Origin of the sequence: Kineococcus vitellinus (genome assembly GCF_009906315.1) — a bacterium.
Lineage (GTDB): Bacteria > Actinomycetota > Actinomycetes > Actinomycetales > Kineococcaceae > Kineococcus > Kineococcus vitellinus.
This window is the reverse complement of the sequence record NZ_JAAALL010000084.1, coordinates 1-15413: the sequence shown is the minus strand read 5'-3', so window position 1 is coordinate 15413 and position 15413 is coordinate 1. Positions and strand designations below refer to the sequence as shown.

The following is a 15413-nucleotide window of genomic DNA, read 5'->3' as shown; positions in this document are numbered from 1 at the left end:
GGGAGACGGCGGGCGGGTCGGGCTCCAGGGCGGCGGCGGTGCCGATGCCCCGCACGCGCACCACGCCGTCGGGGCCGAGGACGACGTCGTCGGGAGTCAGGCGCGTGTGGTGCAGCCCGCGGCGCGCGGCGGCCTCCAGCGCGGAGGCGGCCTCGCCGACGAGCGCGCGCACCGCCGGCGGCCTCAGCGGCCCGCTCCCCAGCAGCTCGGTCATCGTGCGCCCGTCGACGTCCTCCTCGACGACGAAGGCGCCCACCCGGTCGGTGCCCGCGTCCAGCACGCGCGGGATGCGCGGGTCGGTGAGCATCGCGGCCCGCCGGGCGGCGTCGAGGAACTCCTCGGCCCGCGGGTCGGCGGCCTCCAGCACGCGCACCCGCACGGGCCGCTCCAGCGTGAGGTCGCGACCGCGGAACTCGCGCGCGGCGTCCGGGTCCCCCGTCGGCAGCTCGCGGTCGAGCACGTAGCGGTCCGCCACGAGCTGCCGGCCCACGCCGCGGCCTGCCCCGTCCAGGATCGCCCCCCCGTGCTCAGCGCGCACCCCTCGGTGCACGTCGACCGCCGCTGATCGCCCGCAGCGCGGGCGCCCCCATGCTAGGGCGAGCGCCCGCGGGCCCGCGTTGGACGCGCGCGCCGGGCCGCGGACGCCGACGATGGGCCTCGTGACGACCACGACGCGCACCGCCACCCCGTCCACCCCCCGCCCCGGGCGGGGCCTCGTCGACGGCCTCGCCGCCGGTGCCGTGGGCACCGCGGTGATCAACGCCGTCACCTACGCCGACACGGCCTGGCGCGGCCGCGACGCCTCCACGGTGCCCGCGCAGGTCGTCGACGCGCTCGCCGCCCGCCTGGACCTGCACGTCGGCGGCTCGCAGCGCGAGCGGGCCAACCGGCGCACCGCGCTCGGCGCGCTGTCGGGCACCGTCGCCGGCCTGGCCACGGGCGCGGTGGTGGGCGCCGCCCGCGGCGCCGGGCTGCGGCTGCCCGCCGGGGTCGGCGGGGTGCTCACGGGCGCCACCGCGATGCTCGCCACCGACCTGCCCGCGCACGCGCTCGGCGCCACGGACGTGCGCACCTGGACGGCGCAGGACTGGGTCTCCGACGCCGTGCCGCACCTGGCCTACGGCCTGGCCGCGCACGCGACGCTGCGCCGCCTCGACGCCGCGCGGGCGGCCCGCACCGGCAGCACCGTCGTCGTCGACCGCCCCACGCGCGCCTCCGGGGGCCTGCTGCTGCGCAGCGCGCTGCTGGGCCTCGCCGCGGGCGGGCGCAGCTCGCTGGGCCTGGCGGGACCGGCGATCACCGGTTCCTCCGCCGCCGCCCAGTTCGCCGCCCTCAGCGGCCTGGCCGCCGAGGTCGTCGCCGACAAGCAGCCCGGCGCCCCCGCCCGCACGGACCCCGCCGTCCTGCCGGCGCGGCTGGCCAGCGGCGCCGCGGGTGCCGCGCTGCTGGCGCGGCGCGCGCACGCCCGCGCCGCCCTGCCCGTCCTGCTCGGCACCGCCGGGGCGCTCGCGGGCTCCTTCGCGGGGGTCTCCTACCGCGCGTGGGCGGTCCGGCACGTGCCGGACTGGCAGGCCGCGGTCGCCGAGGACGTCGTCGCCACCACGCTCGCGGTGCTGGTCTCCCGCTCGCGCTGAGCCCCCGTCCCGTGCAGAGGACCGTCACGCCTCGTGACGGTCCTGACCGGACGGGGGGCGGGGTGACCCGGACGGCCGCCGCATCGGCGACCATCTGAGCGTGAGCGCACCGCTGGACGAGCAGACCCCCGCGAACCCCGGGCCCGATCCGGGGCGGTCGGGGGGCGGGGAGCAGGAGCGCGCGCGGGAGCAGGCGTCGCTGGCGCGCTCCAGCGCGCTCATGGCCTCCGGGACGCTCGTGTCGCGGGTGCTGGGCTTCGTGCGGGTGGCGCTGCTGGCCGTCGCCGTCGGCGGCACCTCCGCCGGGGTGGGCGGCCAGGTCTTCGACGTGGCCAACAAGGCGCCGAACAACTTCTACATCCTCGTGGCGGGCGGGGTGCTCAACGCCGTCCTCGTCCCGCAGATCGTCAGGGCCTTCCGGCTGCCCGACGGCGGGCGCGAGTTCGTCGACCGGCTCATCACCCTGGCCCTGCTGGTCATGGGAGCCGCGACCGTCGTCATCACGCTGGCCGCGCCGCTGGTGGTGCGCCTGTACTCGGAGAGCTGGCCGCGGGAGTGGCTGGTGCTCGGGGCGGCGATGGCGTTCTGGTGCCTGCCGCAGGTCTTCTTCTACGGCCTCTACACGGTGCTGGGGCAGGTGCTCAACGCCCGCGGCAGCTTCGGCCCGTACATGTGGGCGCCCGTGGTCAACAACGTCGTCGCCATCGCCGGCGTCGCGGTCTTCATCGGCCTCTTCCCCGACGGCGAGCTGCTGGAGGCCGACGCGTGGACCCCGGCGATGGTGGCCCTGCTCGCCGGCACCGCCACCGCGGGCGTGGCGCTGCAGGCCCTGGTGCTGCTGTGGCCGCTGCACCGCGTCGGCTTCCGCTACCGGCCGCGCCTCGGCTTCCGGGGCATCGGCCTGCGCAGCGCGGGCCGCGTCGCCGGCTGGACCTTCGCGGGCGTGCTGGTCGGCCAGCTCGCCTTCGTGCCCACCTCCAAGGTCATGACCTCCGCCGGGCACGCCCTCAACGAGGCGGGCGTCGTGGGCGCCTCGGGCAACTCCTACAGCTACGCCTACCTGCTGTTCATGCTGCCGCACTCGCTCGTGGCGGTCTCGCTGGTGACGGCGCTGTTCACCCGGATCAGCCGCTCCGCGGTCGGCGGCGACGTGGCGGCGGTCCGCCGCGACTTCTCCTCGGGCGCGCGCACCGTCGCCGTCGCCGGGGCGCTGGCCACCTGCGCCTTCGTCGCGCTGGGCCCCGCGCTGGCGGGGGCGATGTTCCCCTCCGGGCACCCGATCGGGCAGGTGCTCGTGGCGATGGCGCTCGGGCTGGTCCCCTTCAGCGTCACCTACCTCGCGCAGCGCGTCTTCTACGCCTACGAGGACGCCCGCACGCCGTTCCTCGTGCAGGTCGCCGTGGCCGTCGTGGCCACGGTCGCCAACGTCGTCGTCTGGCTGGCCGTGGACCCGCGCTGGCAGGTCGTCGCCATCGGCGCCGCGATGAGCGCGGCCAACGTCGTGGGCTGCGTGCTCGCCCTGGCGCTGCTGCGCCGGCGGCTGCGCGCGCTGGACGGGCGCGGCGTCGACGGGCACCGCCTGCTGCGCACGCTCGTGCGGCTGCTGGTCATCTCGGCGATCACCACGGCCGCGGGGCTGCTGGCGTCGCGGGGCGGGCGGCTGCTGGGCGAGGGGCGCCTGGTGGACGTGGCCGTCCTGGTGGGCGGCGGCCTGCTCGTGCTCACCGTCTTCGTGCTGCTGTGCCGGCTCATGCGGGTGCGCGAGCTGGAGGAGCTCGCGACCCCGCTGCTGCGCCGCCTACCCCTGCCCAGCCGCCGCTGACGGCTCGGCGCTGCCCTCGGCGTCCCCCGCGCCGCGGGGGGCCTGCGCGTCGCGGGGCGCCTCCGGGCCGGGCGCGCCGACGTCGGTGTGCTCGGCCTCGTCGACGCGGCGGCGCCCGCGCCGGACGGCCCGCACGAGGCCGAGCACGAGCAGCGCGCCCGCCCCGCCGCCCACGACCGCGCTGATCCAGTCCTCGACGTCGGCGCGGACGTTGAGGTCCACCTCCACGGGGTCCCCCAGGGGGCTGCCGGCGGGGGTGCGCAGCTGCGCCTCGACGACGACGCTGCCGTTGGCCAGGGCCCGCACGGGCACGGCGACCCGCTGCTGGCTGCGGGCGGCGACGGTCTGCCGCGGCACCGCGTCGAGCTGGACGCGGGGGCTGCGCGGGCGCAGCACGAGGTCCACCTGCACGGGGACGCCGAGCTCGTTGACGACGGTGATGGGCAGCTCGCTGCGCTCGGCGGCGAGGTTGCGGACGCTGCCGCCGACGATGCCCACCGCCCCCGCGAGCGCGGCGAGCGACTGCGACAGCTGCGCGCGGGCGGTGGGCAGCGCGCCGAGGTGGCCGCGCCAGGAGGCGCCCAGCAGCAGCAGCGCGGCCGAGCGCTGCTCCACCAGCGCGGGCTCGGTGCCGCCGAGCGCGCTCGCGAAGTCGTCGACGTCGCCGAGCGCGGCCGCCACGGCGGCCACGTGCCCGGGGGGCAGCGCCGCGCGCGCCAGCGGCGCCGGCAGCGTCGGCGCGCTGCGCGGCACGCCGGGGTCGGGCACCTCCAGCAGCTGCGACAGCGACTGCCAGCGCGCCCAGCCGGACGCCTCCAGGTCGGCGACCAGCCGCTCCACGGCCCCGGGGGCGGGGGCGAAGCTGCGGGGGGCCACGAGCAGCAGGCTGCGCGGGTCGCTGGGGCGCTGCAGCGTCGTGGTGGCGACCTCGGCCAGCAGCCGCTGGCGCACGAGGACGACCTGGTCGGCGTCGGCGGCGCCGGCGAGCACGGAGCTGGCGGTGCGGTCGGCCACGAGGCCGGTCAGCGCGGTGCCGCCGGCGCTGGGCGTGGCGCGGCCGGCGGGGGTGTAGGTCAGGTCGCCGTCGGGGACCAGGCAGCCGTCGTCGAGCACGACGGTGCGGGCGCCGGCGCCGGCGGCGAAGGCGAGGACCCCGGTGTCGGCGGCCTGGTCGGCGGGCCAGGCGACGTCGGGGCGGACCCGGGCGCCGAGCTCGTCCAGCACCCCCCGCCCGGCGGCGGCGGCCTCGGCGAGCAGCGCCGCCCCGGCCGGGGAGCGCTCCAGGGCGACGAGGTCCGGGTCGCCGTGCGGCAGCGCGAGGACGTCGCGGTCGACGGCGGCCGCGCGCAGGTCCGCGAGCCAGCCCTCCACCAGGCGCGCCGGCTCGCCGGTGCCCCCGCCCGCGGCGCGGGCGGCGGCCACGAGCGCGGGGTCCACGGCCCACGCCGTGCGCGGGTCGGCGCCGGCGGCCAGCAGCCGGCGCAGCCGCCCCTCGCCGGAGGCGCCGACGGCCGCGGCCAGGCCCGCGGCGCTCGCGTCGCGGCCGGCGACCAGCGGCAGCAGCAGCGTGAGCAGCGTGCGGGGGGTCTGCGGCGGGGCGGAGACGAGGAAGGTGCGGGCGATGCCGACGCGGCCGCCGTCGTCGCTGACCTCGACGGCGGCCGGGTGCGCGCCGGGGGCGGCGCCGAGGGCGCTCGCGGGCAGGGTGAGGACGACCTCGGCCGCCCGCCCGGCGGCCAGGGCGCCGTCGCCGACGACGGCCGCCTCGGAGGCGGCGCCGGCGCGGGTGGAGGCGGTGCCGTCGGCGCGCGCCCAGCGGTCCAGCGCGCTGCGGGCCACGGCGGCCGAGCGCTGCGCGACCAGGCGCGCGCGCAGGCCCTCCAGGCGCTCGGCGCCGCGGTTGAGCACGCGGGCGCGGACGGTGATCGTGGCGCGCTCGGGGTCCTCGGCCGCGTACGCGGCGGGGGTGACGTCGAGCAGCACGACGGACAGCGGCAGCTCGTCGCCGTCCCCGGTGGCGGTGCTGGTGGCGGTGCTGGTGGCGGTGCGGGTCCCGGTGCCGAGCACGGCCGCGCCGGACAGCCCGGCCAGCAGCTGGCGCCGGGTGGGGGCGGTGCTCACGCCAGCTCGCCCAGCCGCAGCGTCGCGGCCTCGGCCGCCCGCCGTTCGTTGGGGAAGGCCAGCCGCTCGTCGAGCTGGCTGAAGGGCACCCACTCCACGTCGACGGCCTCGGCGTCGGGGTCGTTCTCCACGGTGAGGCGGCCGCCGACGGCGCGCAGCAGGAACAGGTGCACGACCTTGTGGATGCGCCGGCCCTCGGCGGAGAACCAGTAGTCGATGCTGCCCAGCGTCTCCACGACCTCGCCGCGGATGCCGGTCTCCTCCTCGATCTCGCGCACGGCCGCCTGCTCGAGGGTCTCCTCGCCCTCGAGGTGGCCCTTGGGCAAGCACCACTCCTCGCGGCCGGCGCGGTTGAGCCGGCAGATCACCGCGGCGCGCGGCTCGCCGGTGCTGAGGTCGACGACGAGCCCACCGGAGGAGGTCTCCTGCACGGTGGGCAACCGCCGTCGCGGCTCCCGGGCAGGTCTGACCATCGGCTCACTGTAGCCAGCCCGGCGTCGGGCTCTGGCAGGCTTGGACCCCGTGCCGACCCCTGCTGGACCCCCCGCTGCACCCGAGGACCCGACCCGCGCGCTCGCGCTGGCGCTGGAGGAGGCGCGCGGGCGCGCCGTGCGCGCCCTCGAACCGGTCATGCCGCTGCTCGTGGAGCTGGGCAGGGCCTTCGAGCGGGCCGGCTTCGAGCTGTCGCTGGTGGGCGGGCCGGTGCGCGACGCCTTCCTCGGCCGCCGCTCCGCCGACCTGGACTTCACCACCGACGCCCGCCCCGACGACAGCGTGCGGCTGCTGCGGGCCTGGGGCGACGCGCACTGGGAGGTGGGGCGCGACTTCGGCACCATCGGCGCCCGCAAGGGGGACGTCGTGGTGGAGGTGACGACGTACCGCTCGGAGAGCTACGACGCGGCCTCGCGCAAGCCGGAGGTCTCCTACGGCGACGACCTCGTCGGCGACCTGTCGCGGCGCGACTTCACGGTGAACGCGATGGCGCTGCGGCTGCCGTCGCTGGACTTCGCCGACCCGCACGACGGGCTGACGGACCTGGCCGCGGGCCTGCTGCGCACCCCCGGCACGGCGGAGCGCTCCTTCTCCGACGACCCGCTGCGGATGATGCGGGCGGCGCGCTTCGCGGCGCAGCTGCGGGTGCGGGTGGCGCCGGACGTGGTCGCGGCGATGACGGCGATGGCGGAGCGGATCGCCATCGTGTCCGCGGAGCGGGTGCGCACCGAGCTGGAGAAGCTGCTCGTGGCGGCCGACCCGGTGGCGGGGCTGCGGCTGCTGGTGGAGACGGGGCTGGCCGAGCACGTGCTGCCGGAGCTGCCGGCGCTGCAGCTGGAGATCGACGAGCACCACCGCCACAAGGACGTCTACGAGCACTCGCTGACCGTCCTGCAGCAGGCCATCGACCTGGAGGACGCCCCGGGCGCCCCGGGCCCCGAGGCGGTGCCGGGCCCGGACCTGCTGCTGCGGCTGGCCGCGCTGCTGCACGACGTCGGCAAGCCCCGCACCCGCCGCTTCGAGGAGGGCGGCGGGGTGAGCTTCCACCACCACGAGGTGGTGGGGGCCAAGATGGTCGCCAAGCGGCTGAAGGCGCTGCGCTTCGACGGCGACACCGTCAAGGCGGTGGCCCGGCTCACCGAGCTGCACCTGCGCTTCCACGGCTACGGCGACGGGGAGTGGACGGACTCGGCGGTGCGCCGCTACGTCACGGACGCGGGGCCGCTGCTGGGCCGGCTGCACAAGCTGACGCGCAGCGACTGCACGACCCGCAACGCGCGCAAGGCCAAGCGGCTGTCGGCCGCCTACGACGACCTGGAGGCGCGCATCGCGCGGCTGCGCGAGCAGGAGGAGCTGGACTCCATCCGCCCCGACCTGGACGGCACGCAGATCATGGCGCTGCTGGGCATCGGGCCCTCGCGCACGGTGGGCCGGGCCTACCAGCACCTGCTGGGGCTGCGGATGGAGCACGGGCCGCTGGGGCCCGAGGGCGCCGAGCGGGAGCTGCGCGCCTGGTGGGCGCAGCAGCCGGAGTCCCGGCCCGCCGAGCCGTCCGAGCCCGCCGAGCCGTCGGAGCCCGCCGAGCCGTCCGAGCCCTGACCCGCCGCCGGGCGGGGAGGGGTCAGGAGGAGCGGGTCTTGCGGGCCAGCTCGGTGAGGACGCTGCGCTCGAGGACCTGGGCGGCGCCCTCGTCGAGCTCGACGAAGCGCACGACGGCCTCGCCGGTGCTCTCGTCCACGCGCAGCACCTCGCCGCGGGCGTGGACCTCCAGGCCGTCGCCGAGCTCGAGGTCGACGTCGACCGTGGTGCGCTCGCCGGGCAGCGCGGCACCCTCCAGGCGCAGGCCGCTGCGCGAGTAGTCGACGGTGCGGGCGTCGGCGACGCCCTCGCTCGTCGTCAGGTGCACGGGCAGCGAGGCGGGGGCGCGCACGGCGCCGCGGCGGGTCTCCGCGGCGAGCAGCATGACGCCGGTGAGCGCGAGCTCGTCGGCGCGGTGGGCCTGCGCGACGGCCTGGAAGACGGCGTGCGGGACGACCGACCCGTCGTCGCCGGCCTCGGTGCTGACCCAGACGCGCTGGCCGTCCAGGGCCTCGACGGTCTGCGGTGCGGCGGCGACGTGGCTCGTGACGACCAGCCCGGCGGCGCCGGCGGTCCAGGAGCGCACGGTGGCGGTGTGCCAGGACGCCGAGGCGCCGCTCTCGGCGGTCGTCGGCATGAGCGTGACGGTCGTGTCGACCGCCGGCCCGTCCGTCATGAGCAGGCCGCCCTGTGCAGCATCCATCCGTCGCTCCCTGGTTTCTCGCGATCGAGTGACCGGATAAACACGCTACGTCACGTCGGGGGAGCGCTCCATCCGAACGCCGCAGCTCGTGCCCGCCAGCGCCCCGCCGATGCCGGGAAGGCGGCGCGCACCGCCCCACCAGCCACTCCCGCCGCAGCGGCACCACGCCGCGCCACCGGGGCGCCCGCCGGGCCGTCGGCGCTAGCGTCGTCCCGTGCCGATCGCCGTCCCGCTCGCGCTCCGCTCCTCCCGCCGCGCCCCGCAGCCGCCCGCCGACCCGGCGCTGGCCGCGTACCTCAACGAGCAGCTCGCCGCCGCGACCGGCCTGGGCGAGCAGCTGCGCCGCGCCGCGGGCCTGGAGGGGCTGCTGGCCGAGCGCACCACCCTGCTGCGGGTGCGCCGGGAGGTCGCCGCGGACCGCGCGGCGCTGCGCTCGGCGATGCGCCGCCTGGGCGCGGCCACGGACTGGGCCGTCGTGGGCGTCAGCTGGCTGTCGGCCTGCGCGGGTCGCCTGACGCCGCTGCTGCACCGGCTGCCGGTCGTCGAGCGGCTGCCGCTGCCCGCGGCGCACCCCACCCGGGAGGCGGGCGTCGAGGCGCTGCTCGTGCTCGAGGACGTGCTCGGCGGCCTGCACCGCCGGGCCGTCGCGGCGCGCCTGCTCTCCCGCCTCGTGGCCGACGAGCCCGCCGAGTGGGCCCGCGCGCTGCGCGCCCTCGCCGAGCGCACCCGCGTCCAGCTCGCCGAGGTCGAGGCCGCCCACGAGCGGTGCGCGGCCGCGCTGCTGCGCCGCTGAACGGCCCGGGCGGCCCGGGCGGTGCGGGCCGCCTCAGCGGCGCGCCCGCGCCGTCGCCCGGTCGTTGGCCTTGCGGATGCCCTCGACGAGCTCGGCCTTGGTCATCCGCGAGCGCCCCGGCACGCCGAGCTCGCGGGCGATCCGCAGCAGGTGCTCCTTGGAGGCGTGCTCGTCGACCCCGCCCGAGGAGCGGCGGTCGGTGTCCACCCCGCCCTCGGACTGCGGGTCCGAGGGGCCCTTGCGCCCGTCCTCCTTGGGCTGCCAGTGGTCGCCGACCTTCTCGTGGGTGTGCTTGACCGCGCCCCACGCGACGCGGTTGGCGCGCTGCTCGTCGTGGTAGGTCTCCTCGGCGGCGTCGTGCGCCTTCGCGAACGTGCGCTGCGCCTTCTCGTCCGAGCGCCGCAGGGTGCTGGGCAGCTCCTCCTCGACGGGCTCCCCGGACTTCGTCGTCTTCGGCACGACCCTCTCCTCCCGCGCGGCTGTGGTCCCCGCCGACGCTAGGCGCGCGCGGGCGCGCCCACACCCCGGGAGGGGCGCAGCGTGCGCCAGACCACCAGCGCCGCCCCCGCCGTCAGCGCCGCGCCGGCGAGCGCGGTGGCGTCCAGGCCGCTGGTGAAGGCCTCCCGCGCGGACTCCAGCAGCGCCGCGCCGTCCGGCAGTGCGCCCGCCACCTCGACGGCCCCGCCGAGCGTCTCGCGGGCGGCGCCGGCCTGCTCGGTGGACGCGCTCGCGGGCACCCGGACGCCGTCGCGGTAGACGGCGTTGAGCAGGCTGCCGAGGACGGTGGTGCCCAGCACCGCGCCGACCTCGTAGGCCGTCTCGGAGATCGCCGAGGCGGCGCCGGAGCGCTGCGCGGGCGCCGCCGACAGGATCGCGTCGTTGGTGAGCGTCTCGGCCAGCCCCGCGCCCGCGGAGAGCACGACGAAGGCCGCGGCCAGCTGCGCCACCGCCGCCGCGCCGGTGCCCGCGCCGAGGGTGGCGAGCACGGCGTAGCCCGCGGTCCCGAGCAGCAGGCCGGTGCACACGAGGACCTCCAGCCGCAGCCGCCGCGCCAGCCGCGCGGCCAGCAGGCCGCAGGCGAAGGCGGCGACGGCGCCGGGCAGCAGCACCAGCCCGGCCACGACCGGGCGCAGCCCCAGCACGAGCTGCAGGTGCTGGGAGACGGCGTAGAGCATGCCGGTCATCCCGCAGATGCTCATGAGGTTGGCCAGCACGGACGCGCGGAAGACGGGCAGCCGGAACAGCTCGACGTCCAGCAGGGGGTGCGCCAGCCGCAGCTGGCGGCGCACGAAGACGGCGCCGGCGCCCGCGCCGACCGCGAGCGTGAGCGCGGTCGTGGTGTCCAGGCCCTCTGAGGCCAGGTGCTTGACGCCGTGGACCAGGCCGGTGAGCGCCAGGACGGACAGCCCGACGCTGGCCAGGTCGATGCGGGCGGTGGAGCGCGTGGCGGACTCGTCGACGAACAGCGGGACCAGCACGAGCAGCAGCACCATGAACGGCACGTTGAGCAGGAAGACCGAGCCCCACCAGAAGTGCTCCAGCAGCCAGCCGCCGACGATCGGGCCGAGCGCGCCGCCGGCCGCGAAGCCGCCCGCCCAGACCGCGAAGGCGGTCCGGCGCTGCTCGCGGTGGGTGAAGGTGCTCTTCAGCAGCGAGAGCGTGGAGGGCATGAGGGTCGCCCCGGCCACGCCGAGCGCCACCCGCCCGGCGACGAGGGCCGCCGCGGAGGGCGCGAAGGCGGCCAGCGCGGAGACGAGGCCGAAGGCGATGCCGCCGACCAGCAGCAGCCTGCGGGCGCCGAAGCGGTCGCCGAGGCCGCCCATCGTCACGAGCAGGCCCGCGATGGCCAGCGAGTAGCCGTCGACGATCCACAGCAGCTGGGTGCCGGTGGGCGCCAGGGCGGTGCTGATCTCCGGCAGCGCGAAGCTCAGCACGGTCATGTCGACGGAGATCAGCAGCACCGGCAGCACGAGCACGGCGAGGGCGCCCCGCTGGCGGGCGGTGGTGCGCGGCGGGGTCTGCAGGGTGGCGGAGGGGTTCATCGTCTCGTTCCTCGGGGGTGGGCCACCGGAACTATACCGTCCGGACGGTACAGTTCGCGAGTCGTTACCCTCCGCGGGTGACCCGAGACCCCGCCGCGACCCGCGACCGGCTGCTGGACGCCTTCGCCGAGCTCGTCGCCTCCACCGGGGCCCGCTCGGCGACGCTGGAGGCCGTCGCCGCCGCCGCCGGGGTCTCCAAGGGCGGGCTGCTCTACCACTTCGGCTCCAAGGACGCCCTCGTCGACGGCCTGCTCGGGCGGATGGCCGCGCTCGCGGCCCACGACCTGGCGCGCATGCGCACCGCCCCCGAGGGGGCCGCCGAGTACTACGTGCGCACCTCCGCCGTCGAGGGCGGGGCGATGAGCGCGGACGTGGCGCTCTCCCGCTCGATCATCGCGGCGCTGCGGCTGGCCCAGGAGGGCGACCAGCGGGCCGTGGCCGCCTACGCGGGGGTGATCGGCGCCTGGCGCCAGGCCATCGAGGAGCAGGTCCGCGACCCCGTCCTGGCCCGCGTCGTCCAGCTCGTCGGGGACGGCCTGTGGGCCTCCTCGTCGATGGGCGTGCCGACCCCCGACCTCGCCGACGTCCTGGCCCGCGTGCGCGCCCTCGTGGAGGACGCCCGGCGCGCCGGCGCCAGCCGCCACGCCGACGGGCGCTCCTGAGCCACCCGATCGGCGCATCGGGCCCGCCCGGCGCGCTGCCGATCACTGCTCGAGGACGGATCCCGGCGCGGGCGCGGCGGGCTCGACGGGGACGACGGGCACGAGGAGGCGCGGTGCGGGCCGAGCAGGCGGGGCCGGCGCAGCCGGCGGACCGCTCCCCGCGCGGCCTGCCCGCCCCGGCGTGGACGCCGGGCGCCGCGGGCCTCGTCGCCGGCGTGCAGCTGGAGGAGCTGGTGAGCGACTCCGTCGTCCACCTCGCCGCCGACGGCACCGTGCTCTCCCTCAACCCCGGTGCGCAGCGGCTGCTCGGCGTCGAGGCCGGGCGGGCGGTCGGCCGGCACGTGCGCTCGCTGAGCCGCTTCGAGCACACCGACGCCTTCCTGGCCGAGCTGCGCGCCGCGCTGCACGAGGGCCGCTCCTGGCGCGACGTCGAGGTGCGGGTCACCACGCACGCGGGCCGCGCGGTCGTCCTGGAGACGTCGGCCACGGCGCTGCGCGACGCCGCCGGTGCCTGCGCGGGCGCGGTCGTCGTCAGCCGCGACGTCACCGCCGTGCGCGAGCTGGAGCAGTCGCTGCGGGCCGCGACGCGGGCGCTGCGCGAGCGCGCCACCGAGGCCGTGCAGGCCACCGGCCGCGACGCGCTGACCGGCGTGGCGTCCCGCAGCCTGCTGCAGGAGCGGCTCGCGGCGGCGCTGGCCCGCTGCGCCGGTGGGAAGGACGGCGAGGAGGACGGCGAGGGGGAGGGCGCCTGCGTGCACGTGCTGCTGGCCGACCTCGACGGCTTCCGCGCCGTCAACGACTCCTACGGCCTGGCCACCGGCGACGCCCTGCTCACCGCCTTCGCCGCGCACCTGCGCGCCGCGCTGCCGCCCGGCGCCACGGCGGGCCGGCTGGGCGCCGACGAGTTCGCCGTCGTGCTGCCCGGCGGCGACGAGCAGGCCCGCCGCGTCGCGCGGGCGCTGCGCGGCTGGTCGCCGCCGAGCCCGCTGCCCGCGCGCGGCCGCCGCCCTGAGGACGTCCCCGTGCGCGCGAGCGTGGGCCTGGTGCGGGCCACCGCCGCCGAGTGCCGCTCGCCCTTCGACACCGGGGTCCGCGCGGTGCTGCAGCGGGCCGAGGAGGCCGTCCTGGCCGCCAAGCGCTCCGCACCCGCCGGTCCGCCCGCCGCTCAGGCGGGCTGGGAGCGGGCCTCGTCGGCGGCGACGAGCTCGGCGTAGCGCCCGCCGCGCGCCAGCAGCTCGGCGTGGGTGCCGCGCTCGGCGATGCGGCCGCTCTCGAGCACGACGATCTGGTCGGCCCCGCGCACGGTCGACAGCCGGTGCGCGATGGTGATGGTGGTGCGCCCGCTGGACAGCTCCTGCAGCGCGGCGGCCATCGCCTGCTCGGTGCGGGTGTCCAGCGCGGACGTGGCCTCGTCCAGCAGCAGCACCGGCGGGTCGCGCAGCACCGTGCGCGCCAGCGCGATGCGCTGCTTCTCCCCGCCGGAGAAGCGGTAGCCGCGCTCGCCGACGACGGTGTCGTAGCCGTCGGGCAGCGCCGAGAGCACGTCGTCGACCTGGGCGATCCGCGCGGCGCGGCGCAGCTCCTCGTCGGTGGCGCCGGGCCTGGCGAAGCGCAGGTTCTCGGCGACGCTGGCGTGCAGCAGGAAGGTCTCCTGGGTGACCACGCCCACCGCGTCCGACAGCGAGCGCGCCGTGAGGTCGCGCACGTCGACGCCGTCGATGCGCACCGAGCCGGCGTCCACGTCGTACAGCCGCGCCAGCAGGTAGCCCAGCGTGGTCTTGCCGGAGCCGGTCGCGCCGACGACGGCCAGCGAGGTGCCGGCGGGCACGTCGAGGTCGATGCCGCTGACGGTGGGGTGCTCGGCGCCGGGGTAGGCGAAGCCCGCGCCGCGGAACTCCACGTGCCCGCGGGGGCGGACCAGCTCGACCGCGCCCGGCCGCTCGACGACCTCCGGCGGGGTGTCGAGGTACTCGAAGACCCGCGCGAACAGCGCCATCGAGGCCTGCAGCCGCACGAGGATGCGCAGCAGCGCGCCCAGCGGGCGGAACAGCTGCCCCTGCAGGGTGACGAGCGCGACGAGGGTGCCGATGCTCAGGGCGCTGCCGGTGCCGCGCAGCCACCCGCCGAGCAGGTAGGTCAGCGCGGGCACGGCGGCCATGGTCAGCGTGATGAGCGACCACTGCCAGCGGCCGGCCATCTCCGAGCCGACCTCCAGGCGGGCGACGTCGTCGGACTGGCGGGTGAAGCGGGAGACGACCTCGGGGGTGCGGCCGGTGGTGCGGGTCAGCAGGATCCCGGAGATCGACAGCGTCTCCTCCACGGTCGCCGACATCTCGGCCAGCTGGCGCTGGCGGCGGCCGGTGATGCGCCGGCGCAGCCGGCCGACGCGGCGGTTCAGCCACACCGACAGGGGCAGCACGACGAAGGAGAACAGCGCCAGCCGCCAGTCCAGGGCCAGCATCGCGACGACGGTGACGACGACCGTGGCGACGTTGGAGACGAGGTCGGCGCCGGTGCTGGTGACGACGGTCTGCATGGCGCCGACGTCGTTGGCGATGCGCGACTGCACCTCGCCGGTGCGGGTGCGGGCGAAGAAGCCCAGCGACATGCGCTGCAGGTGGCCGTAGAGCGAGACGCGCAGGCCGTGCATGACGGCCTGGCCCACGCGGGTGGTCAGCAGGCCCTGGACGACGTCGAGCACGGTGCTGACGGCGGCGATGCCGACGAGGCCGGCGGCCAGCTGGGCGAGCAGGCGCAGGTCCTGCTCGGGCAGGGCGACGTCGACGACCTCGCGGATGAGGAAGGGCGCGGCGACGCCGGCGACGGCGGAGGCGCCGATGAGGACGGCGACGGCGCCGAGGGTGCGCAGGTGGGGGCGGAAGAGCCGCAGCACGCGCACCAGCTCGGCGCGGCTGGGGCGGTCGGTCTCGGCGTTCTCGGCCTTGGTGGGGCGGAAGGGGTCGCGGCTGGGGTCTCCGCGCACGGGCACCTCGATTCCTGTGGTTACCTCACGGTGAGGGTACCTCACGATTCCGGTACGCTCACCCCGTGGAGACCGGCACCGTGGACCCCGTCGAGCCCGCCGACCTGCTCGACGCCCTGCGCTCGGTGCAGTGGCGCCTGCGCCGCCACGCCCACGCCGACGTCGAGGACCTGGGCGTCACCCCCGCCCAGGGCCGGGTCCTGCGCACCGTCGCGCGCAGCGCGGCACCGCCGCGCATGGGCGAGGTCGCGGCGCAGCTGCACATCGCCCCCCGCTCCCTGACCGACCTCGTGGACCCGCTGGAGGGGGCCGGGCTGCTCCAGCGCCTGCCCGACCCCGACAACCGCCGCTCGCTCCTGCTGCGGGTGACCCCGCGCGGGGCGGACGTGCTGGGGGAGCTGCGCCGCCGCTCGCACCGCACCGCCGTCGAGGCCTTCGCCGTCCTGGCCCCGGCCGAGCGCGCCACCCTGCTCGCCCTGCTGCGCCGCGTCGAGGACGCGCTGCCCGCCCCGCCCCCCTGAGCCCACCCCCGTAGGCGGTGATCTTCCACGGTGCACCGTGGAAGATCACGCTCCACGGGGGC

Annotated in this window: 14 protein-coding genes; 7 read left to right on the top strand and 7 right to left on the bottom strand. The window is 77.8% G+C overall.

Features of this window, described 5'->3' with window-relative positions; translation table 11 throughout:
• Window positions 1-538, bottom strand: a 538-nt coding sequence (locus GTQ99_RS09820; RefSeq protein WP_476702857.1) for a protein kinase family protein, incomplete at its 3' end; no start/stop codon positions are given.
• Window positions 539-659: 121 nt separating this feature from the next.
• Between GTQ99_RS09820 and GTQ99_RS09815 the strand changes: the two genes are divergently transcribed.
• Both GTQ99_RS09815 and murJ read left to right on the top strand, forming a co-directional pair.
• Window positions 660-1634, top strand: a complete 975-nt coding sequence (locus GTQ99_RS09815) for a hypothetical protein (RefSeq protein ID WP_205707152.1) — start codon at window positions 660-662, stop codon at window positions 1632-1634.
• A 100-nt stretch (window positions 1635-1734) separates the two neighbouring features.
• Window positions 1735-3456, top strand: a complete 1722-nt coding sequence (gene murJ, locus GTQ99_RS09810; RefSeq protein WP_205707151.1) for a murein biosynthesis integral membrane protein MurJ — start codon at window positions 1735-1737, stop codon at window positions 3454-3456.
• Here murJ and GTQ99_RS09805 read toward each other — a convergent pair.
• The gene (locus tag GTQ99_RS09805) at window positions 3433-5577 is read right to left on the bottom strand and encodes a DUF6049 family protein (protein ID WP_166615550.1); all 2145 of its coding nucleotides are present in this window, start codon (window positions 5575-5577) and stop codon (window positions 3433-3435) included. The two genes, murJ and GTQ99_RS09805, sit on opposite strands and share 24 nt — an antisense overlap.
• Window positions 5574-6050, bottom strand: a complete 477-nt coding sequence (locus GTQ99_RS09800; protein WP_166615549.1) for an NUDIX hydrolase — start codon at window positions 6048-6050, stop codon at window positions 5574-5576. The genes GTQ99_RS09805 and GTQ99_RS09800 overlap by 4 nt, the downstream gene beginning before the upstream one ends.
• Before the next feature lie 112 nt (window positions 6051-6162).
• Here GTQ99_RS09800 and GTQ99_RS09795 point away from each other — a divergent pair, with 112 nt between their 5' ends.
• Window positions 6163-7668, top strand: a complete 1506-nt coding sequence (locus GTQ99_RS09795) for a CCA tRNA nucleotidyltransferase (protein WP_420814536.1) — start codon at window positions 6163-6165, stop codon at window positions 7666-7668.
• 22 nt (window positions 7669-7690) lie between these two features.
• On the opposite strand, the gene GTQ99_RS09790 is transcribed toward GTQ99_RS09795, so the two are convergent.
• Window positions 7691-8350 carry a PilZ domain-containing protein gene (locus GTQ99_RS09790; protein WP_166615548.1) on the bottom strand — a complete coding sequence of 220 codons (660 nt, stop codon included), beginning with the start codon at window positions 8348-8350 and terminating at the stop codon, window positions 7691-7693.
• A gap of 214 nt (window positions 8351-8564) precedes the next feature.
• Here GTQ99_RS09790 and GTQ99_RS09785 point away from each other — a divergent pair, with 214 nt between their 5' ends.
• A complete protein-coding gene (locus GTQ99_RS09785) occupies window positions 8565-9143 on the top strand; it encodes a hypothetical protein (protein ID WP_166615547.1) in 579 nt (192 codons plus the stop codon).
• Between the two features lie 33 nt (window positions 9144-9176).
• Here GTQ99_RS09785 and GTQ99_RS09780 read toward each other — a convergent pair whose 3' ends face one another.
• A complete protein-coding gene (locus GTQ99_RS09780) occupies window positions 9177-9602 on the bottom strand; it encodes a ChaB family protein (protein ID WP_166615546.1) in 426 nt (141 codons plus the stop codon).
• Between the two features lie 38 nt (window positions 9603-9640).
• On the bottom strand, window positions 9641-11185 hold the full coding sequence (locus GTQ99_RS09775; RefSeq protein ID WP_166615545.1) for an MFS transporter: 1545 nt from the start codon (window positions 11183-11185) through the stop codon (window positions 9641-9643).
• 77 nt (window positions 11186-11262) lie between these two features.
• On the opposite strand from GTQ99_RS09775, the gene GTQ99_RS26045 reads away from it, so the two are divergent.
• Window positions 11263-11847 (top strand): TetR family transcriptional regulator, encoded by a 585-nt coding sequence (locus GTQ99_RS26045; RefSeq protein ID WP_166615544.1) that lies wholly within the window; start codon window positions 11263-11265, stop codon window positions 11845-11847.
• A 113-nt stretch (window positions 11848-11960) separates the two neighbouring features.
• Window positions 11961-13061 (top strand): diguanylate cyclase domain-containing protein, encoded by a 1101-nt coding sequence (locus GTQ99_RS09765; RefSeq protein WP_166615543.1) that lies wholly within the window; start codon window positions 11961-11963, stop codon window positions 13059-13061.
• Here the strand turns inward: GTQ99_RS09765 and GTQ99_RS09760 are convergent.
• Window positions 13013-14836, bottom strand: a complete 1824-nt coding sequence (locus tag GTQ99_RS09760) for an ABC transporter ATP-binding protein (RefSeq protein WP_338074879.1) — start codon at window positions 14834-14836, stop codon at window positions 13013-13015. The genes GTQ99_RS09765 and GTQ99_RS09760 overlap by 49 nt on opposite strands.
• Window positions 14837-14895: 59 nt before the next feature.
• Here GTQ99_RS09760 and GTQ99_RS09755 point away from each other — a divergent pair, with 59 nt between their 5' ends.
• The gene (locus GTQ99_RS09755) at window positions 14896-15351 is read left to right on the top strand and encodes a MarR family transcriptional regulator (protein ID WP_166615542.1); all 456 of its coding nucleotides are present in this window, start codon (window positions 14896-14898) and stop codon (window positions 15349-15351) included.
• The last annotated feature ends 62 nt before the right edge of the window (window positions 15352-15413 follow it).

Excerpts from the sequence above, each read along its gene's own strand:
- GTQ99_RS09800 (WP_166615549.1), bottom strand. The coding sequence starts at position 6,050 with ATGGTCAGACCTGCCCGGGAGCCGCGACGGCGGTTGCCCACCGTGCAG.
- GTQ99_RS09790 (WP_166615548.1), bottom strand. The coding sequence starts at position 8,350 with ATGGATGCTGCACAGGGCGGCCTGCTCATGACGGACGGGCCGGCGGTC.
- GTQ99_RS09775 (WP_166615545.1), bottom strand. The coding sequence starts at position 11,185 with ATGAACCCCTCCGCCACCCTGCAGACCCCGCCGCGCACCACCGCCCGC.